The organism is Ferrovibrio terrae (genome assembly GCF_943372915.1).
Taxonomy (GTDB): domain Bacteria; phylum Pseudomonadota; class Alphaproteobacteria; order Ferrovibrionales; family Ferrovibrionaceae; genus Ferrovibrio; species Ferrovibrio terrae_A.
Genome location: NZ_CALSAN010000001.1, coordinates 48,765 through 73,483 on the forward strand (window position 1 = coordinate 48,765; position 24,719 = coordinate 73,483).

The window sequence follows — 24,719 nt, forward strand, 5'->3', positions numbered from 1 at the left end:
GTATCAGCCCTTCAGCAGCGCCTTGAGCTGGTACAGCAGGTCGAGCGCCTGTTTCGGCGACAGCGCATCGACATCGGCCGTTTTCAGCGCCGCTTCGACGGCGGAGGGCGGTGCGACGACGGATGCCTTGGCTGGCGCGGCCAGCGAGAACAGCGGCAGGTCATCGATCAGCTTGGCGGATTTGCCGGTCTGGTCGGACTGTTCCAGCGTATGCAGCACCTGCGAGGCGCGCTGCAGCACGCCATCGGGCAGGCCGGCGAGCTTCGCCACCTGGATGCCGTAGCTGCGATCCGCGGCGCCCGGGCCGACCTCATGCAGGAAGATCAGCTCGCCATCCCACTCCTTCACCTTCAGCGTATGATTGGACAGCTGCGGCAGCTTTTCACTGAGCGCGGTGAGTTCGTGATAGTGGGTGGCAAACAGACCGCGGCAGCGGTTCTTTTCATGCAGGTATTCCACCACCGCCCAGGCAATGGAGAGACCATCGAAGGTGGCGGTGCCGCGGCCGATCTCGTCGAGGATCACCAGCGCGCGCGGGCCGGACTGATGCAGGATGGCGGCCGTCTCCACCATCTCGACCATAAACGTGCTGCGGCCGCGCGCCAGATCGTCGGCGGCACCGACACGGCTGAACAGCCGGTCGACCACGCCAAGCTCGGCTTTCATGGCCGGCACGAAGCTGCCCATCTGCGCCAGGATCGCGATCAGCGCATTCTGGCGCAGGAAGGTGGATTTACCCGCCATGTTGGGACCGGTGAGCAGCCAGAGCTTCTGGCCTTCGGAGAGGTCGCAGTCGTTGGCGACAAAGCGTTCGCCCTGACCGGCGCGTTCGAGCGCGGTTTCCACCACCGGGTGGCGGCCGCCGGTGATGCGGAAATCGAGACTGTCGTCGATGCGCGGCCGCACCCAGCGGCGCTGCATGGCCAGATGCGCCAGCGCGGCGGCCACATCCAGCGCCGCCAGTGCGTTGGCGGCACGGGTGATCGCCTGGGCTTCTGACAACACCGCGCTGACCAAGCGATCGAAGATCTCCAGCTCCAGCGCCAGCGCGCGGTCGCCGGCCTGGCTGATTTTGCTTTCCAGCTCGCCCAGCTCCGGCGTGGCATAGCGCATGGCATTGGCCATGGTCTGGCGATGGATATACTGCTGGCCCATCTTCGCCGCATGGGTGGGCGTGATCTCGATGTAATAGCCCAGCACGTTGTTGTGGCGGATCTTCAGGCCGGAAATGCCGGTCTCCGCCGCATACTTGTCCTGCAGCGCCGCGATATGGCGGCGGCTTTCATCGCGCAGGACGCGCAGTTCATCCAGCGGCGGGTGATGGCCTGGGCGGACAAAATTACCATCGCGCTGCATGAGCGGCAGTTCATCGGCCAGCGCTTCACTTAAGGACTGCACCAGCGCCGCATGGTCGCCGAGCGCATCGCGCAGGCCAACCAGTTCGGGCGGCAGCGCGGTTTCAGCGGCAAGGCGCTGGCGCAGGTCGCCGGCCTGGGTGAGGCCATCGCGCATGGACGACAGATCGCGCGGGCCGCCGCGGCCCAGCGAAAGCCTTGAGAGTGCACGCGCCAGGTCCGGCACTTTCGACAGCGCGGTGCGGATATCGTCGCGCAGCCGCGGGGTGTCGACCAGGCAGGCCACGGCATCGTGGCGCGCGGCGATCAGCGCAATATCGGTGAGCGGCGCCTGCAGCCGTTGCGCCAGCAGCCGCGCACCGGCGCCGGTGAGGGTGGCATCGATGCAGTCGAGCAGCGCACCGTCGCGCTGGCCCGATGTGGTTTCCACCAGTTCGAGATTGCGCCGGGTGGCCGGGTCGATCGCCATCACGCTGAGCGGCGGCTGCTTCACCGGCGGATCGAGGCGCGGCAGCTTGCCGCACTGGGTGAGGTCGACGTAATCGAGCAGGGCACCGGCGGCGCAGAATTCGGCGCGGCTGAAATCGCCATAGGCATCCAGCGCCGAAACGCCGAGCGCGGCTTTCAGGCGGCGTTCGCCGGCCACCGAGTCGAAGCGGGCCGAGGGCAGCGGCGAGAGGGCCGCCTCGCTCTGCTCAAGGATCGCCCGCAGTTCCGCCCGCGCCAGCAGCCCCTCGGGCAGCACCAGTTCGCGCGGGCTGACCCGGGCCAGATCGGCCGCAAGGCCTGCTGAGGTTGTTTCCGTCAGGCCGAATTCCCCTGTCGACAGGTCGAGCCAGGCCAGCGCCAGTGCGCCCTCGCTGCCGCCGCTTTGTGCAAGTGCAGCAAGATAATTGTTGCGCCGCGCATCCAGCAGGCTGTCTTCGGTGATGGTTCCCGGCGTCACCACGCGCACGACGTCACGTTTGACCACCGATTTGGAGCCGCGCTTCTTCGCGTCTGCGGGATCTTCCACCTGTTCGCAGACCGCGACCTTGAAGCCCTGGCGGATCAGGCGGGAGAGATAGGCTTCTGCCGCATGCACCGGCACGCCGCACATCGGGATCGGCTCGCCATCATGTTCGCCGCGCTTGGTCAGCGCGATATCCAGCGCCCGCGCCGCCCGGGCGGCGTCGTCGAAGAACAATTCGTAGAAATCCCCCATGCGATAGAACAGCAGGCATTCGGGGTATGCCGCCTTGATGGTCAAATATTGGGCCATCAGGGGGGACGTACCGGGGGGTAAGGCGAGTTCGGGTTTGTTCATGCCGTCGGCGGTCGCGGGAAGACTCGATGCGAAATAATGCAGGCCGCAGACATAGCACAGGCGGCGGCTCTTTTAACCCCTCGGCGCTTGGCCTTATGATGTGCCACGGGAGCACAACGCCCGCGTAAGCAACCGGAAAACCGCAGAGAAAAATGAGCGATCCGAAAAGCCAGTCTCTTTACGACGACGCCCTCGAATTCCACAAGATGGGCCAGCCCGGCAAGCTGGAGGTCGTACCGACCAAGCCGATGGCGACCACCCGCGATCTCAGCCTGGCCTACAGCCCCGGCGTCGCCGCCCCCTGCCTGGCGATCGAGAAAGACCCCGACACCGCCTACGACTATACCTCGCGCGGCAACATGGTGGCGGTGATCTCCAACGGCACCGCCGTGCTGGGCTTGGGGAATCTCGGGGCGCTGGCGTCGAAGCCGGTGATGGAAGGCAAGGCGGTGCTGTTCAAGCGTTTCGCCGATGTCGACTCGATCGACCTGGAAGTGGATACCGAAGAGGTCGAGGCCTTCATCAATGCGGTGCGCTATCTCGGCCCCAGCTTCGGCGGCATCAACCTGGAAGACATCAAGGCGCCGGAATGCTTCGTGATCGAGCAGCGCCTGCGCGAGCTGATGGACATTCCGATCTTCCATGACGACCAGCATGGCACCGCGATCATCTCGGCCGCCGGCATGATCAACGCCCTGCACCTGACCGGCCGCGACTTCAAGACCGCCAAGATGGTGGTGAATGGCGCCGGCGCCGCTGGCATCGCCTGCACCGAGCTGGTCAAGGCGATGGGGATGAAGAACGAGAATGTCATCCTCTGCGACACCAAGGGCGTGGTCTACCAGGGCCGCACCGATGGCATGAACCAGTGGAAGTCGGCGCATGCGGTGAAGACCGATGCGCGCACCCTGGCCGATGCACTGAAGGGTGCCGATATCTTCTTCGGCCTCAGCGTCAAGGGCGCGCTGACACCGGAGATGCTGCGCTCGATGGGGCCGAACCCCATCGTGTTCGCCATGGCCAACCCGGACCCGGAGATCACCCCGGAAGATGCGCTGGCCACCCGCGGCGATGTGATCATGGCGACCGGGCGGTCGGACTATCCGAACCAGGTCAACAACGTGCTCGGCTTCCCCTATATCTTCCGCGGTGCGCTGGATGTGCGGGCCAAGACGATCAACGACGAGATGAAGATCGCCGCCGCCGAGGCCATCGCCCTGCTGGCGCGCCAGGACGTGCCCGATGAAGTGGCGGCCGCCTACAAGGGCGAGCGGCCGAAATACGGCCCGGGCTATATCATCCCCTCGCCCTTCGATCCGCGCCTGATCGTGGAGATTCCGCTGGCGGTGGCGAAAGCCGCCGTGAAGTCGGGTGTGGCCCGCAAGCCGATCACCGACTGGGCCGCCTATGCCGCCAAGCTGCGGGCGCGGCTCAATCCCACCGTCGGCTCGCTGCAGATCTTCTTCGACCAGGTGGTGCAGAATCCCAAGCGCGTCGTCTTCGCCGAGGGCGAGGAAGAGACCGTGATCCGCGCCGCGCTTGAATTCAAGGCGGCCGGCTATGGCACGCCGATCCTGATCGGCCGCAGCGAGCGCATCGAGGCGACGATGAAGGCCATCGGCCTGCAGAATCTCGATGGCTGCGAGGTGCACAATGCCCGCATCAGCGAGCACAATGCCGAATATGCCGACTTCCTCTACAAGCGGCACCAGCGGCGCGGCCTGCTGCATCGCGACGTGCAGCGCCTGGTCAACCTCGACCGCAATGTGTTCGGCGCCTGCATGGTGGCGAACGGCCATGCCGATGCGATGATCACCGGCGTGACCCGCACCTATTCGGTCAGCTATGACGGCATCCGCATGGCGGTCGATGCCCAGCGCGGCCAGCGCGTGATGGGCCTGTCCATCATCGTCGCCAAGGGGCGCACGGTGTTTGTCGCCGATACCACGGTGACCGAGACGCCGTCGGCCAGCGATCTCTGCCAGATCGCCATCCAGGCGGCGAAAGCCGCACGCCAGATGGGCCAGGAACCGCGCGTGGCGCTGCTGTCGCATTCCAACTTCGGCAACGCGCCGGGCGGCGTGGTGGAGGTGGTGCGCCATGCGGTGATGGAACTGGATGCGCTGGATGCCGGTGGCCACAAGGTGGATTTCGAATACGACGGCGAGCTGAATGCCCGCGTCGCGCTCAATCCCGACCTGATGAAGCTGTATCCCTTCTGCCGCCTGTCGGGTCCGGCCAATGTGCTGATCATGCCCGGCCTGCATTCGGCGCTGCTGTCGACGCAGCTGATGCAGGATCTGGGCGGCGGCACCGTGATCGGGCCGCTGCTGATCGGCCTGGAAAAGCCGGTGCAGATCGCACAGATGGGCGCCTCGGTGAGCGATATCGTCAACCTCGCCGCACTGGCTGCGTATAACGCACGCTGAAACCGGCTGTTGCTTTGACGGCCCCGGCTGCCCTGCAGCCGGGGCCGTTATGCGTTCAGGGCTGCCAGAACGGCCGTGCCAGCGCAGATTCGATCTGCGCCCGCGTCAGCCCGACATCGCGCAGTTGCGCATCATTCAGGCCATGCAGTTCGGCACGGATGCGCCAGCGCCGCTGCTGGTGCACCAGCCATGCCAGCCAGCCGAGCGGCGTTGGCAGTTGCCACTCCAGCGCCAGTTCGGGCCGCAACATCTGCGGTTGAATTTGGGAATCGGTATGTCCACAAGACATGTCTCACCTCCGAAAGGAGCGAGACAACGCTTGGCGGCCCATGATCGCGGATTGGATGGAGGTCGCTGACCGGGCGGTTGTCGAAGGCCCGGTGGCCGTGAAGGGTAATACAGCGCAGTGTGAAGTCAATCGCCGAAATGCATGGCGCTTTATCAGTATGCATCCATTTATTTGATCGCCGAACATCTTGCACCGTCACGGTATTCGCATAGGCTCCGCGCAGTTTTTTGCCGGAGTCCATCATGCGCATTCTCGCTTTCCTGACTGTGTTTCTTGTCACCGCCGCAGCCCATGCGCAACAAACCCTGCGCATCGCCTTCATTGATCCGCTGTCGGGCCCGGCTGCCGCCGTCACCGAGAATGCGCTGAACCATCTGAAATTCATGGCTGAGCGGCTGTCCGACAAACAGACGGCCTATGAGATCACCGGCTATGACAACAAGCTGAATGCGCAGGAGAGCATCATCCAGGCGCAGAAGGCGATTGATGCCGGCATCCGCATCATCGTGGCCGGCAACAGTTCGGCGGCCGCCGGCGCGCTGAATGAATTCATCATGAAGCATAACGAACGCAACCCCGACAAGGCGGTGCTGTTCCTCAACATCTCGGCGATTGATCCGGCGCTGACCAATGACAAATGCAGCCCGGCGCATTTCCGCTTCGATGCCCATGCCGACATGAAGATGATGGCGCTGGCGCAGTTCATCGCCACGCAGCCGCAGATCAAGCGCGTCTACCTGATCAACCAGGATTACTCCTTCGGCCAGGCCGTGCGTGCCGCCGCGCTGGAGATGCTGAAGCGCCTGCGCCCCGATATCGAGATCGTGGGCGACGACCTGCATCCGCTGGCCAAGATCAACGACTTCTCGCCCTATGTGGCCAAGATCAAGGCGAGCGGTGCCGATTCCGTCGTCACCGGCAACTGGGGCAACGATCTGGCGCTGCTGCTGAAAAGCGCCGCCGATGCCACCCTGCAGGCCGGCTGGTATACCTATTACGCCAGCGGCATCGGCAGTCCGACGGCGATCCGCCAGACCGGACTGGCGCATCGCGTGTTTGCCGTGATCGAAGGCCATTCCAACATGGCGATGAGCGACAGCCTGGACGCGGATTATCGCGCGCGATATGGCGGCAGCTTCAACGTACCGCGCGCGCGCCTGCTGATGGACATGCTGCACGATGCCGTGCGGAAGGCGAAGAGCACCGAGCCGAAGGCGATTGCCGCGGCCCTGAAGGATGCGACGCGCACCACCATGTATGGCGGCGTGGCAACGATGCGCGCGAGCGATCACCAGGTGCTGCAGGATCTCTACATCACCTCGTTCGGCCCGCTGGAAAGCGGCATGAAGCTCGACGAGGAAAAGACCGGCTGGGGCTGGAAAACCGCCGGCAAGGTGACGGCGGCGCAGACCGCACTGCCGACCACATGCAAGATGGCCGCTTTCTGAGATTCACCAAAGACCGTCATGCCCGGGCTTGACCTGGGCATCCATTGGCGTGTTCCGATGCGCGGAGGGTTGGGATGGACCCTCGGGTCAAGCCCGAGGGTGACAGTTTAGGGGTTTGCCGGAACGGGCCGGCAGCCGCCTAGGACGTGGTCGCCTGCGATGCGGTAACGAGATCGACCGGCTGGTCGAGATCGAGGCCGGCTTTCTCGAAGCCCTTGCGCCAGTCGTTCAGATGGCGCCGCGTCCACAGCCGCGCCATCTCCTTGTCGCGCGTGCGCAGCGCCTGCACCAGCATGCGATGCGCTTCCACCAGGCGGCGTGCGCCCTCCACCGTGCCCTGCACGGCCACATGGGTGGTGGGATAGATCAGCATGTTGGAGGGTTCGCGTGCCATTTCCAGCACGCGGTTGCGGCCGGTCTTTTCCAGCAGCAGATGGAATTCGGTGTCATAGGCCGCCACGGCGGCGGGATCGTCCATCGCCGCCTCGGTGGCATCGATATTGGCATCGAGCGCGCGCATTTCATCGTCGGTGGCGCGATCGACCGCCAGGTCGATGGTGGCTAGGCTGAGCGCCATGGTCGCTTCCCATAACTCGCGGAAGGTGACCTGGTGCAGCACCAGCGCACGGCTGGCGCGGGTGGCGAGCTGGTCGTAATGCGGCAGGCCGACAGCAAGGCGGCGGCTGGAATCACGCTGCACCATGCCGCTTTGTTCGAGCAGGCGGATGCCTTCACGCACAGTCGACCGGTTGACGCCGAACTGGCGCACCAGCTGGGCCTCGGTGCCGATGGGATCGCCGGGGCGCAGACGGCCGGACAGAATCTCGCGCTCGATCGCCTCGGCCACCATCTGGTAGGCCGGCACCGGCGTGATGCGCGCGAATTTCTCGGCGACCTCAGACATTTACCCCCCGTAACAACCGGCAGTTGGCCGGACTTTCTGGAATCGTTTGGCTGAATCGTTTCAAGACCAGCCCGGTATTTCTACCGGCCGATACCCACCAGGGTCCAGCCGTGGCAACCCTGCAGGAGTCTATTTGACTTAGGTCGGATTGTCCGACAATCATAGTCGCCAAGCAAATATAAAAACGGTCCGGGAGGCCGCGCTGATGAAAGTGTGCATATCCAGGCTGGCCGCCATGGCCGGCTTTGCCGCCCTTGCGCTCCATGCCCCGCTGACGCTGGCAGCTGAGCTGCTGCCCAAAGCCGATCCGGCCACGCTTGGCTTCGCGCCAGACCGCCTCGCCCGCATCAGCGCGCGTATGAAGGCCGACTCGGAAGCCCAGGTCATTCCCGGTGCCGTGCTGCTGATCGCCCGCCAGGGCAAGATCGCCCATTTCGAGGCTGTCGGCCTGCAAGACCCGCAGACCAAGGCGCCGATGACGCGCGACAGCATTTTCCGCATCTATTCGATGACCAAGCCGATCGTCACGGCGGCAGCGATGATGCAGGTGGAAGAAGGCCGCTATCACGTTAGCGATCCTCTGGCCCGTTTCGTGCCCGCCTTTGCGAAGGTGCAGGTCGGCGTGGAGAAACCCGCGGCGGAAGCCGGCGGCAAGCCGACGCTGGAGCTGGTGGCGCCGCGCCGCGCGATCAGCATCCAGGATCTGATGCGCCATACATCGGGCATCACCTATGGCTTCTTCGGTGTCGGCGCGGTGAAGGCGCTGTATGGCGACGTACTGAAGGGCGATCCCGACAATGCCGAATTCGCCGAGCGGATTGCAGCGCTGCCGCTGGCCTATCAGCCCGGCACGGTGTGGGATTACAGCCATTCCACCGATATCCTCGGCCGTGTGGTGGAAGTGGTGGACAAGAAGCCGCTGGGCGCGGCGCTGAAGGATCGCCTGCTCGGTCCGCTGGGCATGAAGGATACCGATTTCTATGTCACCGATGCGGCCAAGCAGGCCCGCGTGGCGGAGCCCTTTGCCAATGACCGCAGCCTGGGCGGCGGCGTTGAATTCTTTGATCCGCGCCAGCGCGGCAAATTCGAGGGCGGCGGTGGCGGCCTGACCGGCACGGCGATGGATTACGCACGCTTCCTGCAGATGCTGCTGGATGGCGGCACGCAGAACGGCAAGCGGTATCTAAGCCCGCGCATCCTGGCCTATATGACCTCCGACCATATGGGCAGCGGCGTCACGCCCGGCCCGTATTACCTGCCCGGCCCCGGTTATGGTTTCGGCCTGGGCTTCGGCGTGCGCATGGCCCCTGGCGTTTCGGCCGATCCCGGCAGCACCGGCGATTATTACTGGGGCGGCGCCGGCGGCACCTATTTCTGGGTCGACCCGAAGGAAAAGATGTTCGTGGTCTTCATGATGCAGTCGCCCAAACAGCGCCTGACCTATCGCGCCCTGATGCGCGACATGGTCTATGCCGCGCTGGTGAAATGAGCATGATCCGCAGCATCCTGTCCCGGCTGCGCGCGCTGCTGGCCGCTTTGCGGCCGCAGCCATCGCCAGCCGCCGACCGGCCAACCATTCACATTGCCATCGCCAGTCACACCCGCCGCTATCCCGGCCGCTCGAGCGCGCTTGACCTGCGCCTGAGCCAGGGCTGGATATCGCCGGAGAGAAGACTGGCCCATCAGGATCGTCGCGCCTAAGACGCGACCAAAAGAATTCGCCGCACGGACGGCGGATCGGCGGACCGGAAGCCGCCGCAACAAACGGATGGAGGAAACAATGCCCACTCGTCACGGGACAGCATTGGCCGTCGCCGCGCTCGCGGCCGGCCTCAGCATGACAGCACCGGCCTGGTCGCAGGTGAAAATTGCGTTCATCGATCCGCTGTCGGGCGCCATGGCGCCGATCGGCGAGCATGGCGTGAAGCATTTCCAGTACATGATCGACAAGATCAACGCCAAGGGCGGCGTCAATGGCCAGAAGATGGAACTGCTGACCTATGACAACAAGCTGAGCCCACAGGAAACCGTGATCGCGGCGCAGAAGGCGATCGATGCCGGCGCGCGCATCCTGACGCTGGGCAACGGCTCGGGCGCTGCGGCGGCGATGATTGACTTCGTCAACAAGCACAATGACCGCAATCCCGGCAAGGAAGTGGTCTATCTGAATTACGCCGCGGTGGACCCGGCCTTCACCAACGACAAATGCAGCTACTGGCATTTCCGCTGGGATGCCCATAGCGACATCAAAATGCAGGCCCTGACCAGCTACATGAAGGGCAAGCCCAACATCAAGAAGGTCTACCTGATCAACCAGGACTATTCCTTCGGTCATGCCGTGCGCAAAGCCGCCAACGAGATGCTGAAGGCCAAGCGGCCCGATATCCAGATCGTCGGCGACGAACTGCATCCGCTGGCCAAGATCACCGACTTTTCCCCCTATATCGCCAAGATCAAGGCGAGCGGTGCAGACAGCGTTATTACAGGAAACTGGGGCAGCGACATCGCACTGCTGCTGAAGGCTTCCGCCGATGCCGGCCTGCAGGTGGATTACTACACCTACTATGCCGGTGGCGCCGGCGGCCCGACTTCGGTGAAACAGACCGGCCTGAAGGACAAGGTCTTCCAGATCACCGAAGGCATCGCCAACATCAACACGCCGGCCAACTATGCCTGGGAGGAAGACTTCCGCAAGAAATCTGCCGGCCATGGCTGGTGGTATCCGCGCGTGCGCAACGAGATGGAAATGCTTGCTGCCGCGATGAACGAAGCCAAGTCGAATAACCCGAAGGTGTTCGCCGAGAAGCTGCGCGGCATGAAGTACAAGAACATCTACGGCAAGGACACCTACATGCGGGCGGAAGACCATCAGTTCTTCCAGGATATCTATATCTCCGCGCTGACGCCGATGACCGGCGACATGAAGTTCGACGAGGAAAACACCGGCTGGGGCTGGAAGCTGACGGCCACCATTCCGATGGGCGAAACCGACGTTGCCACCAGCTGCAAGATGGCGAAGCCAAGCTGAGGACGTTAGACTGAGCGACGGCCCCGGGTCACACCGGGGCCGTTTCGTCTGCACTTTCTGCTGCGTTGCGTTACAGACGGGGGCCTTGCGTGCTGGAACTGGTGATCTTCTCCACATTGAATGGCGTGCTCTATGGCATGCTGCTGTTCCTGCTGGCCAGCGGCCTTACCCTGATCTTCTCAATGATGGGCGTGCTGAATTTCGCCCATGCCAGCTTCTATATGCTGGGGGCCTATTTCGGCTTCCAGATCAGCCAGTGGCTCGGCTTCTGGGTGGCGCTGTTTGTCGCCCCCGTGCTGGTCGGCCTGATCGGCGCCGCTGTCGAACGCTGGGGCCTGCGCACCGTGCATAAGTGGGGCCATGTGCCCGAACTGCTGTTCACTTTCGGCCTCGCTTTCGTGATCGAGGAACTGGTGCAGATGATCTGGGGCAAGCTGCCAGTGGATTATCGCGTGCCGGCGGCGCTGGATTTCTCGGCCTTCGAGCTGTTCGGCACCACCTATCCCGCCTTCCGCATGTTCATGCTGCTGATCTCGGTGGCGATCTTCATCGCCCTGCTGCTGGTGCTGACCCGCTCACGCATCGGCCTGATCATCCAGGCGGCGCTGACGCATCCGAACATGGTGGCGATGCTGGGCCACAATGTGCCCAAGGTTTTCATGATGGTGTTCGGCTTCGGCTCCGGCCTCGCCGCGATTGCCGGCGTGATCGCCGGGCCGGCGCTGGTGACGCAGCCGAGCATGGCCCATGTGCTGGGTCCGATCCTGTTCGTCGTCGTGGTGTTCGGCGGGCTGGGCTCGCTGCCCGGCGCCTTCATCGCCTCCCTGTTGATCGGCCTGATCCAGACCTTTGCCATCGCCGTCAACTATTCGATCGGCGACCTGATGACCAGTATTGGCGTGGCCCGGCCGCTGCAGGGTACGCTCAGCGACCTGTGGCAGGTGACCGTCGCCCAGGTCGGCCCGGTGGTGCCGTATCTGATGCTGGTGCTGATCCTGATCTTCCGGCCGACCGGGCTGATGGGCACGCGGGAGTCGTGAGATGAGCGATACCACCGCCTCCGCCGCCAGCCGCAGCCTCTCGGCCATGGACCTGGCAAAACGCTACGGCATCTGGATCATCGCCGCCGCCATCATGCTGGTGCTGCCGAAGATCTTCACCTCGGGCGCGGCGCTCACCACCATGTGCCTGATGGGCATCATGATCGTCTTCTCCCTCAGCTATAACATGCTGCTGGGCCAGACCGGCATGCTCAGCTTCGGCCATGCGGTCTATTATGGCCTCGGCGGCTTCCTGGCCGTGCATGCGATGAACACCATTGCCGGCGGCAAGCTGCCGATCCCGCTGCCCGTGGTGCCGCTGGTCGGCGGCCTGATGGGGCTGGTGTTCGGCATCATCTTCGGCGCCGTCTCCACCCGGCGCGCCGGCACGGTGTTTGCCATGATCTCGCTCGGCCTGGGCGAGCTGATCGCCTCGCTGTCGCTGATCCTGCGCGGCTTTTTCGGCGGCGAGGAAGGCATCACCGCCAACCGCACCAAGATGCTCACCTTCTGGGGCGTGCGTTTCGGGCCGCAGATCGAGGTGTATTACCTGATCGCCGCCTGGTGTTTCGTCTGCATGGTGGCGATGTATGCCTTCACCCGCACGCCGCTCGGCCGCCTGTGCAACGCCGTGCGCGACAATCCCGAACGCACCGAATTCATCGGCTATTCGACCCAGATGGTGCGCTTCATCACCTTCTGCATTTCCGGTTTCTTCGCCGGCATCGCCGGTGGCCTGGCGGCGATCAACTTCGAGCTGATGAACGCGGTGAACATTTCCGGCGGACAGTCCGGCGTCGTGCTGCTGATGTCCTTCATCGGTGGCATCGGCCATTTTGCCGGGCCGATCCTGGGCGCGGTGCTGGTCGTGCTGCTGCAGGTATTCCTCAGCGACCTGACCGGCGCCTGGATGCTGTATTTCGGCCTGCTGTTCGTGCTGATGGTGATGTTCGCGCCCGGCGGCATGGCCGGACTGGTGATGCTGCATCTGCCGCTGGCGCGGCGCGGCACCCTGCACCGCATCCTGCCCTGGTATGGCCTGATGGCGATCCCGGCCGCGATGGGGCTGGGCGGCCTGATCGCGCTGATCGAGACTGCGCATCACCAACTGGTACGCACCGCCAATGACGGCCCGGCCATGACGCTGTTCGGCATCGCCTACAATTCCAACAGCATCCTGCCCTGGCTGGTGGCGCTGGCGCTGATGGCTGGCGCGCTGCTGCTGGGGCGGAAATGGGGACCGCAATTCGCCGATGCCTTCGGCACGGCCGCGCATGGTGCGGAGACCGGCAAATGACCGCGCTTGAGCTGCACGACATCCACAAGAGCTTCGGCATCACGCCGATCATCCGCGGCGTCTCGCTGGCCGTGGGCACCGGCGAACGCCATGCCATCATCGGCCCGAACGGCGCCGGCAAATCGACGCTGTTCCACCTGATTTCCGGCCGCTTCGGCGTCAGCTCCGGCCGCATCGACCTGAATGGCGAGGACATCACCGGGCTAAAGCCCTATGAAATCAACCGCCGCGGCCTGTCGCGCAGCTTCCAGGTCACCAACATCTTCCCCAAGATGACGGTGTTCGAGAATGTGCGCTGTGCCGTGCTGTGGCATCTGGGCTACCGCTATTCCTTCTGGCACAACGTGCGCAAGCTCAGTGATGCCAATGACCGCGCCGATGCGATCCTGCAGCAGATCGGCCTGGGCGAGCGGGCGCAGTTCCCTGCCGGCATGCTGACCTATGCCGAGCAGCGCGCGCTGGAAATCGGCATCACCATCGCCGGCGGTGCCGAGGTGGTGATGCTGGACGAGCCGACAGCAGGCATGAGCCGCTCGGAGACCGCGCATTTCGTCAACCTGATCCGCAAGGTGACCGAGGGCCGTACCCTGATCATGGTGGAGCATGACATGGGTGTGGTGTTCGATCTGGCGGATCGCATTTCCGTGCTGGTCTATGGCCAGATCATCGCCAGCGACACGCCGGAGAAGATCCGCGGCAACACGGCGGTGCAGGAGGCCTATCTGGGCCATGCCATGGAAGCGGAGCACTGACCATGACGGACTCCATGCTGCAAGTGCGCGACCTGCACGCCTATTACGGCAAGAGCCATATCCTGCATGGCGTGAGCTTCGACGTGAAACCGGGCGAGATCGTCTCGCTGCTCGGCCGCAACGGTGTCGGCCGCTCGACCACGATCAAGGCGATCATGGGCGATGTGTCGCCCCAGGGCTCGATTGTCTTCAAGGGCCAGGAGATCGCCGGCCGCAAGCCGCATGAGATCGCCCGCCTCGGGCTGGGCTATGTGCCGGAGAACCGCGACATCTTCCCCGGCCTCACCGTGCGCGAGAATCTCTATCTCGGGCAGAAGACCACCAAGGGCGGCGGGCGCTGGAGCATGCAGGACATGTTCGACATCTTCCCGCGCCTGGAAGAGCGCGCCGATACCCAGGCCGGCGTGCTGTCGGGCGGCGAGCAGCAGATGCTGACCATGTGCCGCACCCTGATGGGCGATCCAGACCTGGTGATGGTGGATGAGCCGACCGAGGGGCTGTCGCCGATGATGGTGGAGAAGGTGGGCACCCTGCTGGAACGCATCGCGGCGCGCGGCGTGTCGATACTGCTGGTCGAGCAGAAGCTGACCATCGCGCTCAGGATCTGCCAGCGGCTCTATGTGATGGGCCACGGCCATATGGTGTTCGAGGGCACGCCGCAGCAGCTGAAGGACAACGCCGCCATCCGCAAGGAATGGCTGGAAGTGTAACTTAAAGGTCGCAGATCAGGCTTGCGTTGCCGCCTGTGCGTGTATCAGACTAGACTCTGGCGTTCCCAGCAAAGGCCTGATCCATGGATATCTCTCCTGCGACGATCGTACTGGTCGTTCTTGCCATTCTGGTCGTCGTCACCATTCTCGCCGGCGTCAAGACCGTGTCGCAGGGCCAGCAATGGACAGTCGAGCGGTTCGGCCGCTACACCCGCACGCTGACACCCGGCATTCACCTGATCATTCCCTATATCGAGCAGGTGGGTCACAAGATCTCGGTGATGGAGATCGTGCTGGAGATTCCGGAGCAGGAGGTCATCACCAAGGACAATGCCACGGTCACCGCCGACGGCATCGTCTTCTACCAGATTCTCGATGTGGTGAAGGCCGCCTATGAAGTGCAGAATCTGACCATCGCGCTCAGCACGCTGGCGATGACCAACGTGCGCGCCGTGATCGGCGCCATGGACCTGGATGAAGCCCTGTCACAGCGCGACCAGATCAACCGCCGGCTGCTGTCGGTGATTGATCAGGCCACATCGCCCTGGGGTGTCAAGGTGACACGCATCGAGCTGCGCAACATCCAGCCGCCGCAGAATCTGCTCGACGCCATGGGCAAGCAGATGACGGCCGAACGCAGCAAGCGCGCGGAAATCCTGGCCGCCGAAGGCGAGAAGCAGGCCGCCATCCTGCGCGCGGAGGGCCAGAAGCAGGCTGCCGTGCTGGAGGCCGAAGGCCGTCGCGATGCCGCCCAGCGCGATGCCGAAGCACGCGAGCGGCTGGCCGAGGCCGAGGCACGCGCGACCAAATCGGTCAGCGATGCGATCTCCGGCGGCAACATCGCCGCCATCAATTATTTCGTCGCGCAGAAATATATCGAGGCCTTCGCCAAGCTGGCCGAAAGCCCGAACCAGAAAATGATCATGATGCCGATGGAAGCCACCGGCATCGTTGCCAGCCTGGCCGGCATCGCCGAACTGGCCAAGGAAGCCCAGGGCCGCGCTGCCACCGCCATGCCGCCCAAACCCTGGGGCGAACCGAAAGCATGAGGCACTGACCATGCCATTTACTCTGCTCGCCTGGCACTGGCTGGCGGCCGGCCTGATTCTGGTGGTGCTGGAAGTCGTGGTCTCTGGCAACATCCTGATCTGGCTCGGCCTGCCTGCCCTGGCCGTCGGCGCCATCCTGCTCGCAGTCCCAGAGCTGTCGCTCGCCATGCAGCTGGGTCTTTATGGCATCCTGGCCGTGCTGGCTCTGGGCTGCGGCCTGCTGCTGCGCCGTCGTCGCAGCACCGGCGAGCAAACCGTCAATACCGGCACAGCCCGCCTGATCGGCCAGCATGCCGTGTTGTCCAGCGCACTGCAGGCCGGGCGTGGCGAGATTCAGCTGGGCGATAGTTTCTGGCCGGTCAGCGGCCCAGATCTTCCAGCCGGCACAGAAGTGGTGATCGTTGCCGCCGATGGCGTTGTGCTGCAGGTGGAGCCGAAAGCGTGACCCGGCCGGCCTAAACCTCCGTCACCAGCTTCAGCCCGACGATGCCGGCCACGATCATGCCGATGCAGGCGAGCCGCAGCAGCGCCGCGCTTTCCCCGAACAGAACGATGCCGAGCACCACGGTGCCGATGGTGCCGATACCGGTCCATACCGCGTAAGCCGTGCCCAGCGGCAGGGTCTTCAGCGCCAGGCCGAGCAGGAACAGGCTGACCACCATCGCGCTGACGGTGCCCACCGTGGGCCACAGGCGGGTGAAGCCATCGGTGTATTTCAGGCCGACCGCCCAGCCCACTTCGGCCAGACCGGCGAACAGCAGTATGATCCATGCCATGGCGAATGATCCCTTCGCGCAAACGGCAGGGTCGTCCCTGCCTCCAGCCAAACGTGCCAAACCAGGTCGTCCCGGCAGGCCTGATATGGCGCAGTGTTGCGCGGGTGGCAAGAACCACCGACCGGTGACGGATCAGCCGACGCGCGGCGCGGTCATGATCTGCGCGGACAGCAGCATGTCGGGGGTCTCGCCATCGCGGGCCAGCGGCAGAATCAACCCCTCGAAATTGGCCGACATGCCGGTGGCGGTGATTCCGCTGACGCTCGCCCAGAGTGGCTGACGCGCCTGCACCGCCTGCAGATAGGCAGCATGGGCGCGCAGCGCAAAATGCGGATCGGGATGTTCGTCGAGGAACCGGCCGGTGAGATCGAAACCGCGATACAGCGTCACCGCGCTGCCGAACAGCCGGTAGCGGAACCGCAAACCGATCTCGGCCTCGACAATGTCGAGCAGAAAAAGGTGGCCGAGCAGATAATGCAATTCCTCCGGATGGAAATTGGCGCGCGACGGCAGGCTGCGGGTGGCGCGCCAGCCATCCCATGTCTGCAGCAACTGACGCAGGCGGGGATCGACAATCTTCGCCATCACCTGATCCGGTGCCGCACAAAGTACACCGTGCACGTCGGTCAGCGGTCGCGTAGCCAGCTCCACGGTCATATCCTTCTCTAGGGCCGGGATGACCCGCTCAGAATTCCTGCCAGTCGTCGTCACCACCGGCGGGAGCCGGGGCCGGCCTGGCTGCAGGGGCTGGCGCAGGTTTCGGTGCCGCTTTTGCCGCCGGCTTGGCGGCCGTCGCAACCGGATGCAGCGCCGGTTTGGCGACCGGCCTGACAGCAGCCGGTTTCGCCACTGCAATCGGCGCTGCGGGTGAACGCACCGCCGCATCGCCGCCGGTCTTGAAGAAGCCGACCAGGCCAGACAATTCACCGGCCTGGTTGGCCAGATTCTGCGCCGAGGCCGAGGTCTCTTCCACCAGGGCGCCGTTGCGCTGGGTCATCTCGTCCATATTGCCGACGGCTGTGTTGATCTGCTCCAGGCCGGTAGCCTGTTCGCGCGAGGCGGCGGCGATTTCAGCGACGATATCCGACACCTTCTTGATCGCGGTGACGATCTCGGTGAGCGAAGCACCGGTGCGGCCGACCAGATCGGCACCGGTTTTCACCTGGCTGTTCGATTCCTGGATCAGCGCCTTGATGTCCTTCGATGCATTGGCCGAACGTTGCGCCAGCGCGCGCACCTCCTGTGCCACCACGGCAAAGCCCTTGCCGGCCTCACCGGCACGGGCCGCTTCCACGCTCGCATTGAGTGCCAGCAGATTGGTCTGGAACGCGATTTCATCGATCAGCCCGACGATATCGGAAATCTTCTTGGCGCTGGACTCGATCTGGGTGACCGCAGTGACGGCCTCGGCCACCACGCTGCCGCCCTTTTCGGCGGTATCGCGCGCTGCGACCGCCAGCTGGTTGGCAGCCTGCGCATTATCGGCATTCTGTTTCACGGTCGCCGTGATCTCATGCATCGAGGCGGCGGTCTCCTCGATCGAGGCGGCCTGGGCTTCCGTGCGGCTGGCCAGGTCCTGGCTGCCGGTGGAAATCTCGCCCGAAGCATCGCGCACCGTATTCGCGCTTTCACCCAGACGCGCGGCGAAATCGCGCAGCCGCGTCACGGTCTCGCGGGCGGCATCGGCGAGGCTGCCGAAGGCGCCCTGATACTGGCCCGATGTCGTGATGGTCAGATCGCCCTCGCTCAGACCGCGCAAGACCCGGCCGAGATCGGCCAGCACGCCCTGCAGGGTATCGGCCAGGCCATTCATCTGCTGCGACAGGTCGCGGAACACGCCATCCTTGCCGGCCAGATCGATACGGCGCGAGACGTCGCCGGCACCGATGGCGATGCAGAATTGCGCAATCTCGCGGCTGATCGCCGCTTCGCTGTCACGCTGTTCAGTCATGCGGACACGGTCCGCCTCGGCACGCCCGCGCTCATCGGCTTCCAGCCGGGTTTTTTCTTCCGCATTACGCTGGAAAATGCCCAGCGCTTTGGCCATGTCGCCGATTTCGTCACTGCGATCGCCATAGCCGATCTGGGCTGTATGGCCCTCGGCAATACGCGTCATCGTCGCCGTCATCGAACCCAGCGGGCTGACGACGCGGCGCAGGAAGAAGATCGCGCCGCCCAGCAGCAACAGCAGCGCGGCCAGGATCACGCCGCCCTGAATCATCAGTGCCTGTGTGCGCTGGGCAATCAGATTGTCGGCAATCCGCAGCGCCTCAGTCACGGCGGCGTCGCGCAGGAAGCCGGCGAAATAGAGCTGCGGATTATGGCGAGCACGGAATTCGGCAACCGTGAACGGCCATTGGCCGCCCTTGTCGCTGCCGGCAAGGATCTCGTCATACATGCCGGGAATGGTCTTGAAATAGGCCTGATAGGTCTTGTCGACCTCGGCCTTCAGCGCCGGCGAGGCGTCGATCATCTGCATCGTCATGGTGACGCGATCCCACAGCGCAGCGATGCGCCCGTTGAAATCGTGGTAACGCAGCAGAACTTCAGGCGGGATCGGCTTGCCCGACACGATCACATTGGTCATTGGCGTGGCGCGCGCGCTGCCGGTGGCGCGCAGGTCGGCGGCCAGTCGCGCCACCACCATAGTCGCCGCGACATCGGAATCGGCCTGGCTGATCGCGGCATCATGGGCATTCAGCGCCGGCGTCATGCTGCCGACCAGATCGATAAAGGCCTGGGCATAGCCGCGCAGCACATCCTGCGGGCGCTCGGGCAGCGGCCGGACAAGGGCGGCATCCACCTTTTTGCGCCAGTCGAGCACCGTGGCCTGGGCCTGTTCGATCCGCCGCAGGTCGACCGCCGGATGCTGCAGCGCGCGCGCCTGAGCCAGCAGGGTCTTGAAAGCCTCATCCGTGGCGGCGCGCGGCTTGGCAAGGGTGTCGGATTTCGGATCGCCGATCCTGGCCTCAAACAGCGCGGCATTGTCGGCGCCGCGTTCAATACCGATCAGCTCGTTGGTCCGCATCAGCGAACCCTGCATCTCCGCGAGCCCGCGTGCCATGACAGCGCTCTGCCGGTCGTTAAAGGCTTCGCGGATCATCACGCCGGTCACGCCCAGCACGATCACAGCGATCAGCAGCATGAGAATCATGAAACTGTTACGGATACGCATGGGAAATCCCCCTTAACATGCTTGCCGGTATGCAGGCCGGCCTGTTGTTTCGTGACGGCGCTGGCGCCCGATCAGAATTCCTGCCAGTCGTCGTCACCACCGGCGGGCGCCGGGGCCGGCCTAGCTGCAGTAGCCGGTGCGGGTTTCGGCGCCGGTTTTGCCGCCGGCTTGGCGGCCGTCCCAGCCGGTTTCACCGCTGCAGCGGCAGGTGCGGTTCGAACCACCGGAGCTGCAGCCGGTTTTGCTGCGACCGGGGCAGCGGCGGTCGTGCCGCCGCCCAGCTTGAAGAAGCCGACGAGTTCGGCGAGCTGACGGCCCTGATCAGCGAGCGACTGCGCCGACGCCGAGGTCTCTTCCACCAGGGCGCCGTTGCGCTGGGTCATCTCGTCCATGCTGCCCACGGCGGTGTTGATCTGCTCCAGGCCGGTGGCCTGTTCGCGCGAGGCCGCCGCAATCTCGGCGACGATATCCGAGACCTTCTTGATCGCCGTGACGATCTCGGTCAGCGAGGCGCCGGTCTGGTTCACCAGCGCCGCGCCGGTTTTCACCTGGGCGTTGGATTCGGTGATCAGCGCCTTGATGTCCTTGGATGCGTTGGCCGAGCGTTGCGCCAGCGCACGCACTTCCTGCGCCACCACGGCAAAGCCCTTGCCGGCTTCGCCGGCACGGGCCGCCTCGACCGACGCATTGAGCGCCAGCAGGTTGGTCTGGAAGGCGATCTCGTCGATCAGCGATACGATATCGGAAATCCGGCGCGCACTCTCCTCGATCTGGGTGACGGCGGTGACCGCATTGGCCACCACGCTGCCGCCCTTTTCGGCCGTATCACGCGCCGCCACCGCCAGCTGGTTCGCAGCCTGGGCGTTATCGGCATTCTGTTTCACCGTGGTGGTGATCTCGTGCATCGAGGCGGCGGTTTCCTCAATCGAGGCGGCCTGTGATTCGGTGCGTTGCGCCAGATCCTGGCTGCCCGACGAAATCTCCGCGGAAGCCGTGCGCACCGTCTGGCTGCTTTCGCCCAGCTTGCCGGCGAAATCGCGCAGCTGCGACACGGTCTCGCGTGCCGCTTCGGCCAGTTCACCGAAGGCGCCCTTGTACTGACCCGAGGCCGTGGCAGTCAGATCGCCATGGCTCAGGCCGCGCAGCACGCGCCCCAGATCGCCCAGCACATTCTGCAACGTATCGGCCAGGCCATTCATCTGCTGCGACAGATCAGCAAACACGCCCTCCTTGCCGGCCATGTCGATGCGGCGCGATACATCGCCATCGCCCACGGCGGTGCAGAACTGGGCGATTTCGCGGCTGATCGCCGCCTCGTTTTCGCGCTGCTCGGCCATGCGGGCACGCTCGGCCTCCGCACGGTTGCGCTCGTCGGCTTCCATGCGGGTCTTTTCATCGGCGTTGCGCTGGAAAATGCCCAGTGCCTTGGCCATGTCGCCGATCTCATCCGTGCGGTCGCGATAGCCAATTTCCGCCGACTGGCCTTCGGCGATACGGGTCATGGTACCGGTCATCGATCCCAGCGGGCTAACCACGCGGCGCACAAAGAAGATGGTGCCAGTCACGAGCAGCAGCACGGCCAGAGCGGCCAGACCGACCTCGATCATCATATGCCGGGTGCGTTCGGCAATCAGGACATCGGCAACGCGCAGGGCATCGGAAATCGCCGCATCGCGCAGATAACCGGCGGTGTAGAGCAACGGATTCTGCTTGGCGCGGAAATCCGTCATGGTGAAGGGATAGGGCTCGCCCTTTTCACTCGCTGCACGGATCGCCGCATACATCGGCGGCAGGGTTTCATAGAAGGCCTTGCGAGCTTCCTCCACCTTGGCCTTCAGCTCGGGCGAAGGATCCAGCGATTCCAGCCCCATGGTGATGCGGGCCCAGATCGCATCGACCTTGCCGCTCTGCTCAGACAGCAAACTGGCGGTGGCCGGCGGAATCGGCTTGCCGGACGCAACGACATTCACCGTGGTGGTGCCGCGCACGCTGGCCTCGGCGCGCATATCGGCAGCCAGACGAGCCAGTTCCATCGGTCCGGAGACATCTTCATCGGCACGGCTGATCGCCGCACCGATCGCATTCAGCAGCGGCACCGTATCGGTGACCACCTTGGTCAGCGCCGGCACATAGCCGTTCATCACATCGGCGGGACGCTCGGCCATCGGCCTGGACAGCGCAGCTTCGGTGCGCTTGCGCCAGTCGTCCAATGTCGCCTTCATCGCCTGGATACGGCGGATATCAATGGCAGGATGGCCCGAGGCCTGAGCCGCAGCCAGCGCGGCGGCAATGGTGTCGTCAGTGGTCTTGCGCGGCTTGGCGATGAAGTCGTTATTCGCATCCATCGTCTTGTCGTCGCGCAGCGCGGCGTTATAGGCGCCACGCTCGATGCCGAGCAGTTCGACGATGCGGAGAAGCTCGCCCTGCGTGGCAGCGAGGCCACGGGCGACGACGGCGTTCTGCCGGTCCTGATAGGCATCGTTGATAATCTGCCCGGCCAAGCCGAGCACGATGACACCGATGACGGCAACGAAAACGAGAAAACTGGCACGAATGCGCATGACGATTCCCCTGCAGGCCCAACGGACGGGCTTGTTCCTTTGCAGGGACCATAGCCGAAGCTCTGGGCACGGCCTAAGCGCGATTTTCGCAGGTTACCGGGAATTAATACCGGACGCTGGTGGCGCAATGCGGTCCTGCGCGCATAGGGCGAAGTCCCCTGCCGCTGTCTGTCATCCGAATACTGACGACGAGGCGATGTGCCTGAGGCAGCAAAGAAAACGGCTGCCATCTTGCGATGGCAGCCGTGGAAAACCGTCCGGGCGGAGGGGCGGGAGGCCCGAACGGGATGCGGAGTGTTTATTCGGCAGCGGCGGCGAAGCTGCCGGCCATCGCGGTTTCGCCATCCAGCGTCGCGGCCACCGCATGCACCACGGCCGCGATGCGCACCGCGGCCTGCACCTGTTCGGCCGAAAGGCCGCCCTTGCGCAGCTCATGCTCATGGGCGGTGAGGCACATGCCGCAGCCATTCACGGCCGAGACCGCGAGCGACCACAATTCGAAATCGACCTTGTCGACGCCGGGCTTGCCGATGATGTTCATGCGCAGCTTGGCGGGCAGCGTCTTGTACTGGTTCTCGGCCGCGCCCTCGCCCATCAGATGGACGAAGCGGTAATAGATGTTGTTCATGCCCATGATGGCGGCGGCGGCCTTGGCGGCTTCGAGCGCTTCCGGCGACAGCTTCGGCGCGAATTCTGCGATGATGGCCTGGATCACGCTGGGTTCGCGCGACGCCAGCGCCGAGGCAACGAAAGTGCCGGCACGCTGCTGCTCGGTGAGGCCCGGCTCGGTGGCGAGCGAACCCAGGTTGAGCTTGAGATCGCGGGCATAGTCAGGCAGGCGGGTCTTCAGGCTTTCGAGGCTCATGGCGAGGCTCCTTTTTTTATCGTGCAGTCAGGCTGGGGAGGCTTTCGCCGTGTCTCTGAACAGAGACACGGCGAACCTTTGGGCTTGGCTTAGGCGGCCTTGAGGACGTCTTCGCCCTTCTGCCAGTTGCAGGGGCAGAGTTCGTCGGTCTGCAGCGCATCGAGCACGCGCAGCACTTCAGCCGGGTTGCGGCCGACGCTGAGGTCGTTCACCGAGACGAAGCGGATCACACCTTCCGGATCGACGATGAAGGTGGCACGCAGGCAGACACCCTCGGCCTTGTCGAGGATGCCGAGTTCCTGGCTCAGCTCGCGCTTGATATCGGCGAGCATGGCAAACGGCAGATCCTTCAGGTCGGCATGGTTGTTGCGCCAGGCCAGATGGACGAATTCAGAGTCGGTCGAAACGCCGTAGACGACGGTGTCGCGATCGTTGAAGTCGCCGTTGAGCTTGCCGAAGGCGGCAATCTCGGTCGGGCAGACGAAGGTGAAATCCTTCGGCCAGAAGAACACGACCTTCCACTTGCCCTTGTCGGACTCGCTGGAGATGTCGGTGAAGGCTTTCTTCGGGTCGGTGGAAACAACGGCCTTCAGGTTGAAGGCGGGAAACTTGTCGCCGATGGTCAGCATGGGTAAACGCTCCTCTACTTGGTCTTGGTTGCAGTCCGGGGCGGCGGGGCTGGTCAGTGCTATCCCGCTCGCAGTGATACTTAGATGCGTTCTAATCATTCAGCAAACAGATAATTCCGATAGAATTAATCGCCTGAGGCGATTATATAACCCGCATGATCAGTTCTCCGTCCCTAAGGCAATGGCGATATCTGGTTTCCTTGGCGGAAAACCGGCATTTCGGTAAAGCCGCCGAAGCCTGTTTCGTCACCCAGTCGACCCTGTCGGCCGGCATCCAGGAGCTGGAAACCCAGCTGGAGGCCGCCCTGGTCGACCGCACCAAACGCAAAGTGGTGCTGACGCCGCTGGGTGAGGAACTGGCCGGCCGGGCCCGCGAGCTGCTGGGCCAGGCCGAAGACATGGTGCTGCTGGCGCGCGCCGCCGCCGTCCCCTTAAGCGGGCCGTTGCGCCTGGGCGTGATCCCGACCATCTCGCCCTTCCTGCTGCCGCGCGTGCTGCCGTCGCTGCGCAAACGTTTCCCCGACCTGCGGCTGTTCCTCCGCGAAGACCTGACGGCGCGCCTAATCGAGCAGCTGCAGAACGGCAAGCTCGACCTGCTGCTGATCGCCCTGCCCTATGAAGGCGGCGCGCTGGATACCATGACGCTGTTCGACGACGACTTCCTGCTGGCCTGCCGCAGCGATCATCCGCTGGCCAGGCGCAATGCCGTGAAGCTGGATGATCTGGCCGATGCACAGCTGCTGTTGCTGGAAGATGGCCATTGCCTGCGCGACCATGCGCTGGCGGCCTGCCGTTTGCCGCCGTCGCCGCGCCGGGATGGTTTTGCCGCCACCTCGCTGCACACCCTGGTGCAGATGGTGGATAGCGGACTCGGTGTCACCCTGCTGCCGCAACTGGCGCTCGATGCCGGCATCCTGCGCGGCACCGATGTGGCGGCACGGCCGCTGCAGGGCGACGATGTCGCGCGCCATATCGGACTGGCCTGGCGCCGCGGCACCCAGCGTGCCAAGGAATTCACCCTGTTCGGCGAAGCCCTGGTCGCGGCCCTGCACCAATCTGACGGGCGCCCGCCGGAAACATCATCCCCCGCCAAGAAAGCCTGACCG

Annotated in this window: 21 protein-coding genes; 12 read left to right on the forward strand and 9 right to left on the reverse strand. The window is 64.3% G+C overall.

The window, feature by feature from the left end:
• Window positions 1-3 precede the first annotated feature (3 nt).
• On the reverse strand, window positions 4-2,616 hold the full coding sequence (gene mutS, locus AAG821_RS00270) for a DNA mismatch repair protein MutS (RefSeq protein WP_341909139.1): 2,613 nt from the start codon (window positions 2,614-2,616) through the stop codon (window positions 4-6).
• 197 nt (window positions 2,617-2,813) lie between these two features.
• Here mutS and AAG821_RS00275 point away from each other — a divergent pair, with 197 nt between their 5' ends.
• Window positions 2,814-5,090, forward strand: a complete 2,277-nt coding sequence (locus AAG821_RS00275) for an NADP-dependent malic enzyme (protein WP_341909138.1) — start codon at window positions 2,814-2,816, stop codon at window positions 5,088-5,090.
• Between the two features lie 55 nt (window positions 5,091-5,145).
• On the opposite strand, the gene AAG821_RS00280 is transcribed toward AAG821_RS00275, so the two are convergent.
• Window positions 5,146-5,379 (reverse strand): DUF1127 domain-containing protein, encoded by a 234-nt coding sequence (locus AAG821_RS00280; RefSeq protein WP_341909136.1) that lies wholly within the window; start codon window positions 5,377-5,379, stop codon window positions 5,146-5,148.
• A 242-nt stretch (window positions 5,380-5,621) separates the two neighbouring features.
• Here AAG821_RS00280 and AAG821_RS00285 point away from each other — a divergent pair, with 242 nt between their 5' ends.
• Window positions 5,622-6,827, forward strand: coding sequence for a branched-chain amino acid ABC transporter substrate-binding protein (locus AAG821_RS00285; protein WP_341909135.1), 1,206 nt, complete (start codon window positions 5,622-5,624; stop codon window positions 6,825-6,827).
• 139 nt (window positions 6,828-6,966) lie between these two features.
• Here the strand turns inward: AAG821_RS00285 and AAG821_RS00290 are convergent, their stop codons facing one another.
• On the reverse strand, window positions 6,967-7,731 hold the full coding sequence (locus AAG821_RS00290) for an FCD domain-containing protein (protein ID WP_341909133.1): 765 nt from the start codon (window positions 7,729-7,731) through the stop codon (window positions 6,967-6,969).
• 205 nt (window positions 7,732-7,936) lie between these two features.
• On the opposite strand from AAG821_RS00290, the gene AAG821_RS00295 reads away from it, so the two are divergent.
• From AAG821_RS00295 to AAG821_RS00335, 9 genes are all read left to right on the forward strand, one after another.
• Entirely contained in the window at window positions 7,937-9,220 is a 1,284-nt protein-coding gene (locus tag AAG821_RS00295) for a serine hydrolase domain-containing protein (RefSeq protein WP_341909131.1), read from the forward strand.
• Between the two features lie 2 nt (window positions 9,221-9,222).
• Window positions 9,223-9,432: a hypothetical protein gene (locus AAG821_RS00300; protein ID WP_341909129.1), complete on the forward strand. Its 210-nt coding sequence runs from the start codon at window positions 9,223-9,225 to the stop codon at window positions 9,430-9,432.
• Between the two features lie 79 nt (window positions 9,433-9,511).
• On the forward strand, window positions 9,512-10,759 hold the full coding sequence (locus AAG821_RS00305; RefSeq protein WP_341896191.1) for a branched-chain amino acid ABC transporter substrate-binding protein: 1,248 nt from the start codon (window positions 9,512-9,514) through the stop codon (window positions 10,757-10,759).
• A gap of 89 nt (window positions 10,760-10,848) precedes the next feature.
• Window positions 10,849-11,799 carry a branched-chain amino acid ABC transporter permease gene (locus AAG821_RS00310; protein ID WP_341909127.1) on the forward strand — a complete coding sequence of 317 codons (951 nt, stop codon included), beginning with the start codon at window positions 10,849-10,851 and terminating at the stop codon, window positions 11,797-11,799.
• 1 nt (window position 11,800) lies between these two features.
• Window positions 11,801-13,096, forward strand: coding sequence for a branched-chain amino acid ABC transporter permease (locus AAG821_RS00315; RefSeq protein WP_341909125.1), 1,296 nt, complete (start codon window positions 11,801-11,803; stop codon window positions 13,094-13,096).
• A complete protein-coding gene (locus AAG821_RS00320; RefSeq protein WP_341909123.1) occupies window positions 13,093-13,848 on the forward strand; it encodes an ABC transporter ATP-binding protein in 756 nt (251 codons plus the stop codon). The genes AAG821_RS00315 and AAG821_RS00320 overlap by 4 nt, the downstream gene beginning before the upstream one ends.
• 2 nt (window positions 13,849-13,850) lie before the next feature.
• Window positions 13,851-14,558 carry an ABC transporter ATP-binding protein gene (locus AAG821_RS00325; protein ID WP_341909121.1) on the forward strand — a complete coding sequence of 236 codons (708 nt, stop codon included), beginning with the start codon at window positions 13,851-13,853 and terminating at the stop codon, window positions 14,556-14,558.
• 83 nt (window positions 14,559-14,641) lie between these two features.
• A complete protein-coding gene (locus AAG821_RS00330; RefSeq protein ID WP_341909119.1) occupies window positions 14,642-15,607 on the forward strand; it encodes an SPFH domain-containing protein in 966 nt (321 codons plus the stop codon).
• A gap of 10 nt (window positions 15,608-15,617) precedes the next feature.
• Window positions 15,618-16,052 (forward strand): NfeD family protein, encoded by a 435-nt coding sequence (locus AAG821_RS00335; protein WP_341909117.1) that lies wholly within the window; start codon window positions 15,618-15,620, stop codon window positions 16,050-16,052.
• A 10-nt stretch (window positions 16,053-16,062) separates the two neighbouring features.
• On the opposite strand, the gene sugE is transcribed toward AAG821_RS00335, so the two are convergent.
• From sugE to AAG821_RS00365, 6 genes are all read right to left on the reverse strand, one after another.
• Window positions 16,063-16,383 carry a quaternary ammonium compound efflux SMR transporter SugE gene (gene sugE, locus AAG821_RS00340; RefSeq protein WP_341909115.1) on the reverse strand — a complete coding sequence of 107 codons (321 nt, stop codon included), beginning with the start codon at window positions 16,381-16,383 and terminating at the stop codon, window positions 16,063-16,065.
• Window positions 16,384-16,515: 132 nt separating this feature from the next.
• A complete protein-coding gene (locus AAG821_RS00345) occupies window positions 16,516-17,040 on the reverse strand; it encodes a PAS domain-containing protein (protein ID WP_341909113.1) in 525 nt (174 codons plus the stop codon).
• A gap of 28 nt (window positions 17,041-17,068) precedes the next feature.
• Complete coding sequence (locus AAG821_RS00350) at window positions 17,069-19,558, reverse strand: methyl-accepting chemotaxis protein (RefSeq protein WP_341909111.1); 2,490 nt, start codon at window positions 19,556-19,558, stop codon at window positions 17,069-17,071.
• A gap of 71 nt (window positions 19,559-19,629) precedes the next feature.
• Window positions 19,630-22,119: a methyl-accepting chemotaxis protein gene (locus AAG821_RS00355; protein ID WP_341909110.1), complete on the reverse strand. Its 2,490-nt coding sequence runs from the start codon at window positions 22,117-22,119 to the stop codon at window positions 19,630-19,632.
• A gap of 298 nt (window positions 22,120-22,417) precedes the next feature.
• A complete protein-coding gene (locus tag AAG821_RS00360) occupies window positions 22,418-22,984 on the reverse strand; it encodes a carboxymuconolactone decarboxylase family protein (protein WP_341909108.1) in 567 nt (188 codons plus the stop codon).
• Window positions 22,985-23,073: 89 nt separating this feature from the next.
• The gene (locus AAG821_RS00365; RefSeq protein WP_341896219.1) at window positions 23,074-23,613 is read right to left on the reverse strand and encodes a peroxiredoxin; all 540 of its coding nucleotides are present in this window, start codon (window positions 23,611-23,613) and stop codon (window positions 23,074-23,076) included.
• Window positions 23,614-23,768: 155 nt separating this feature from the next.
• Between AAG821_RS00365 and AAG821_RS00370 the strand changes: the two genes are divergently transcribed.
• Window positions 23,769-24,716: a hydrogen peroxide-inducible genes activator gene (locus AAG821_RS00370; protein ID WP_341909107.1), complete on the forward strand. Its 948-nt coding sequence runs from the start codon at window positions 23,769-23,771 to the stop codon at window positions 24,714-24,716.
• Window positions 24,717-24,719: the final 3 nt, after the last annotated feature.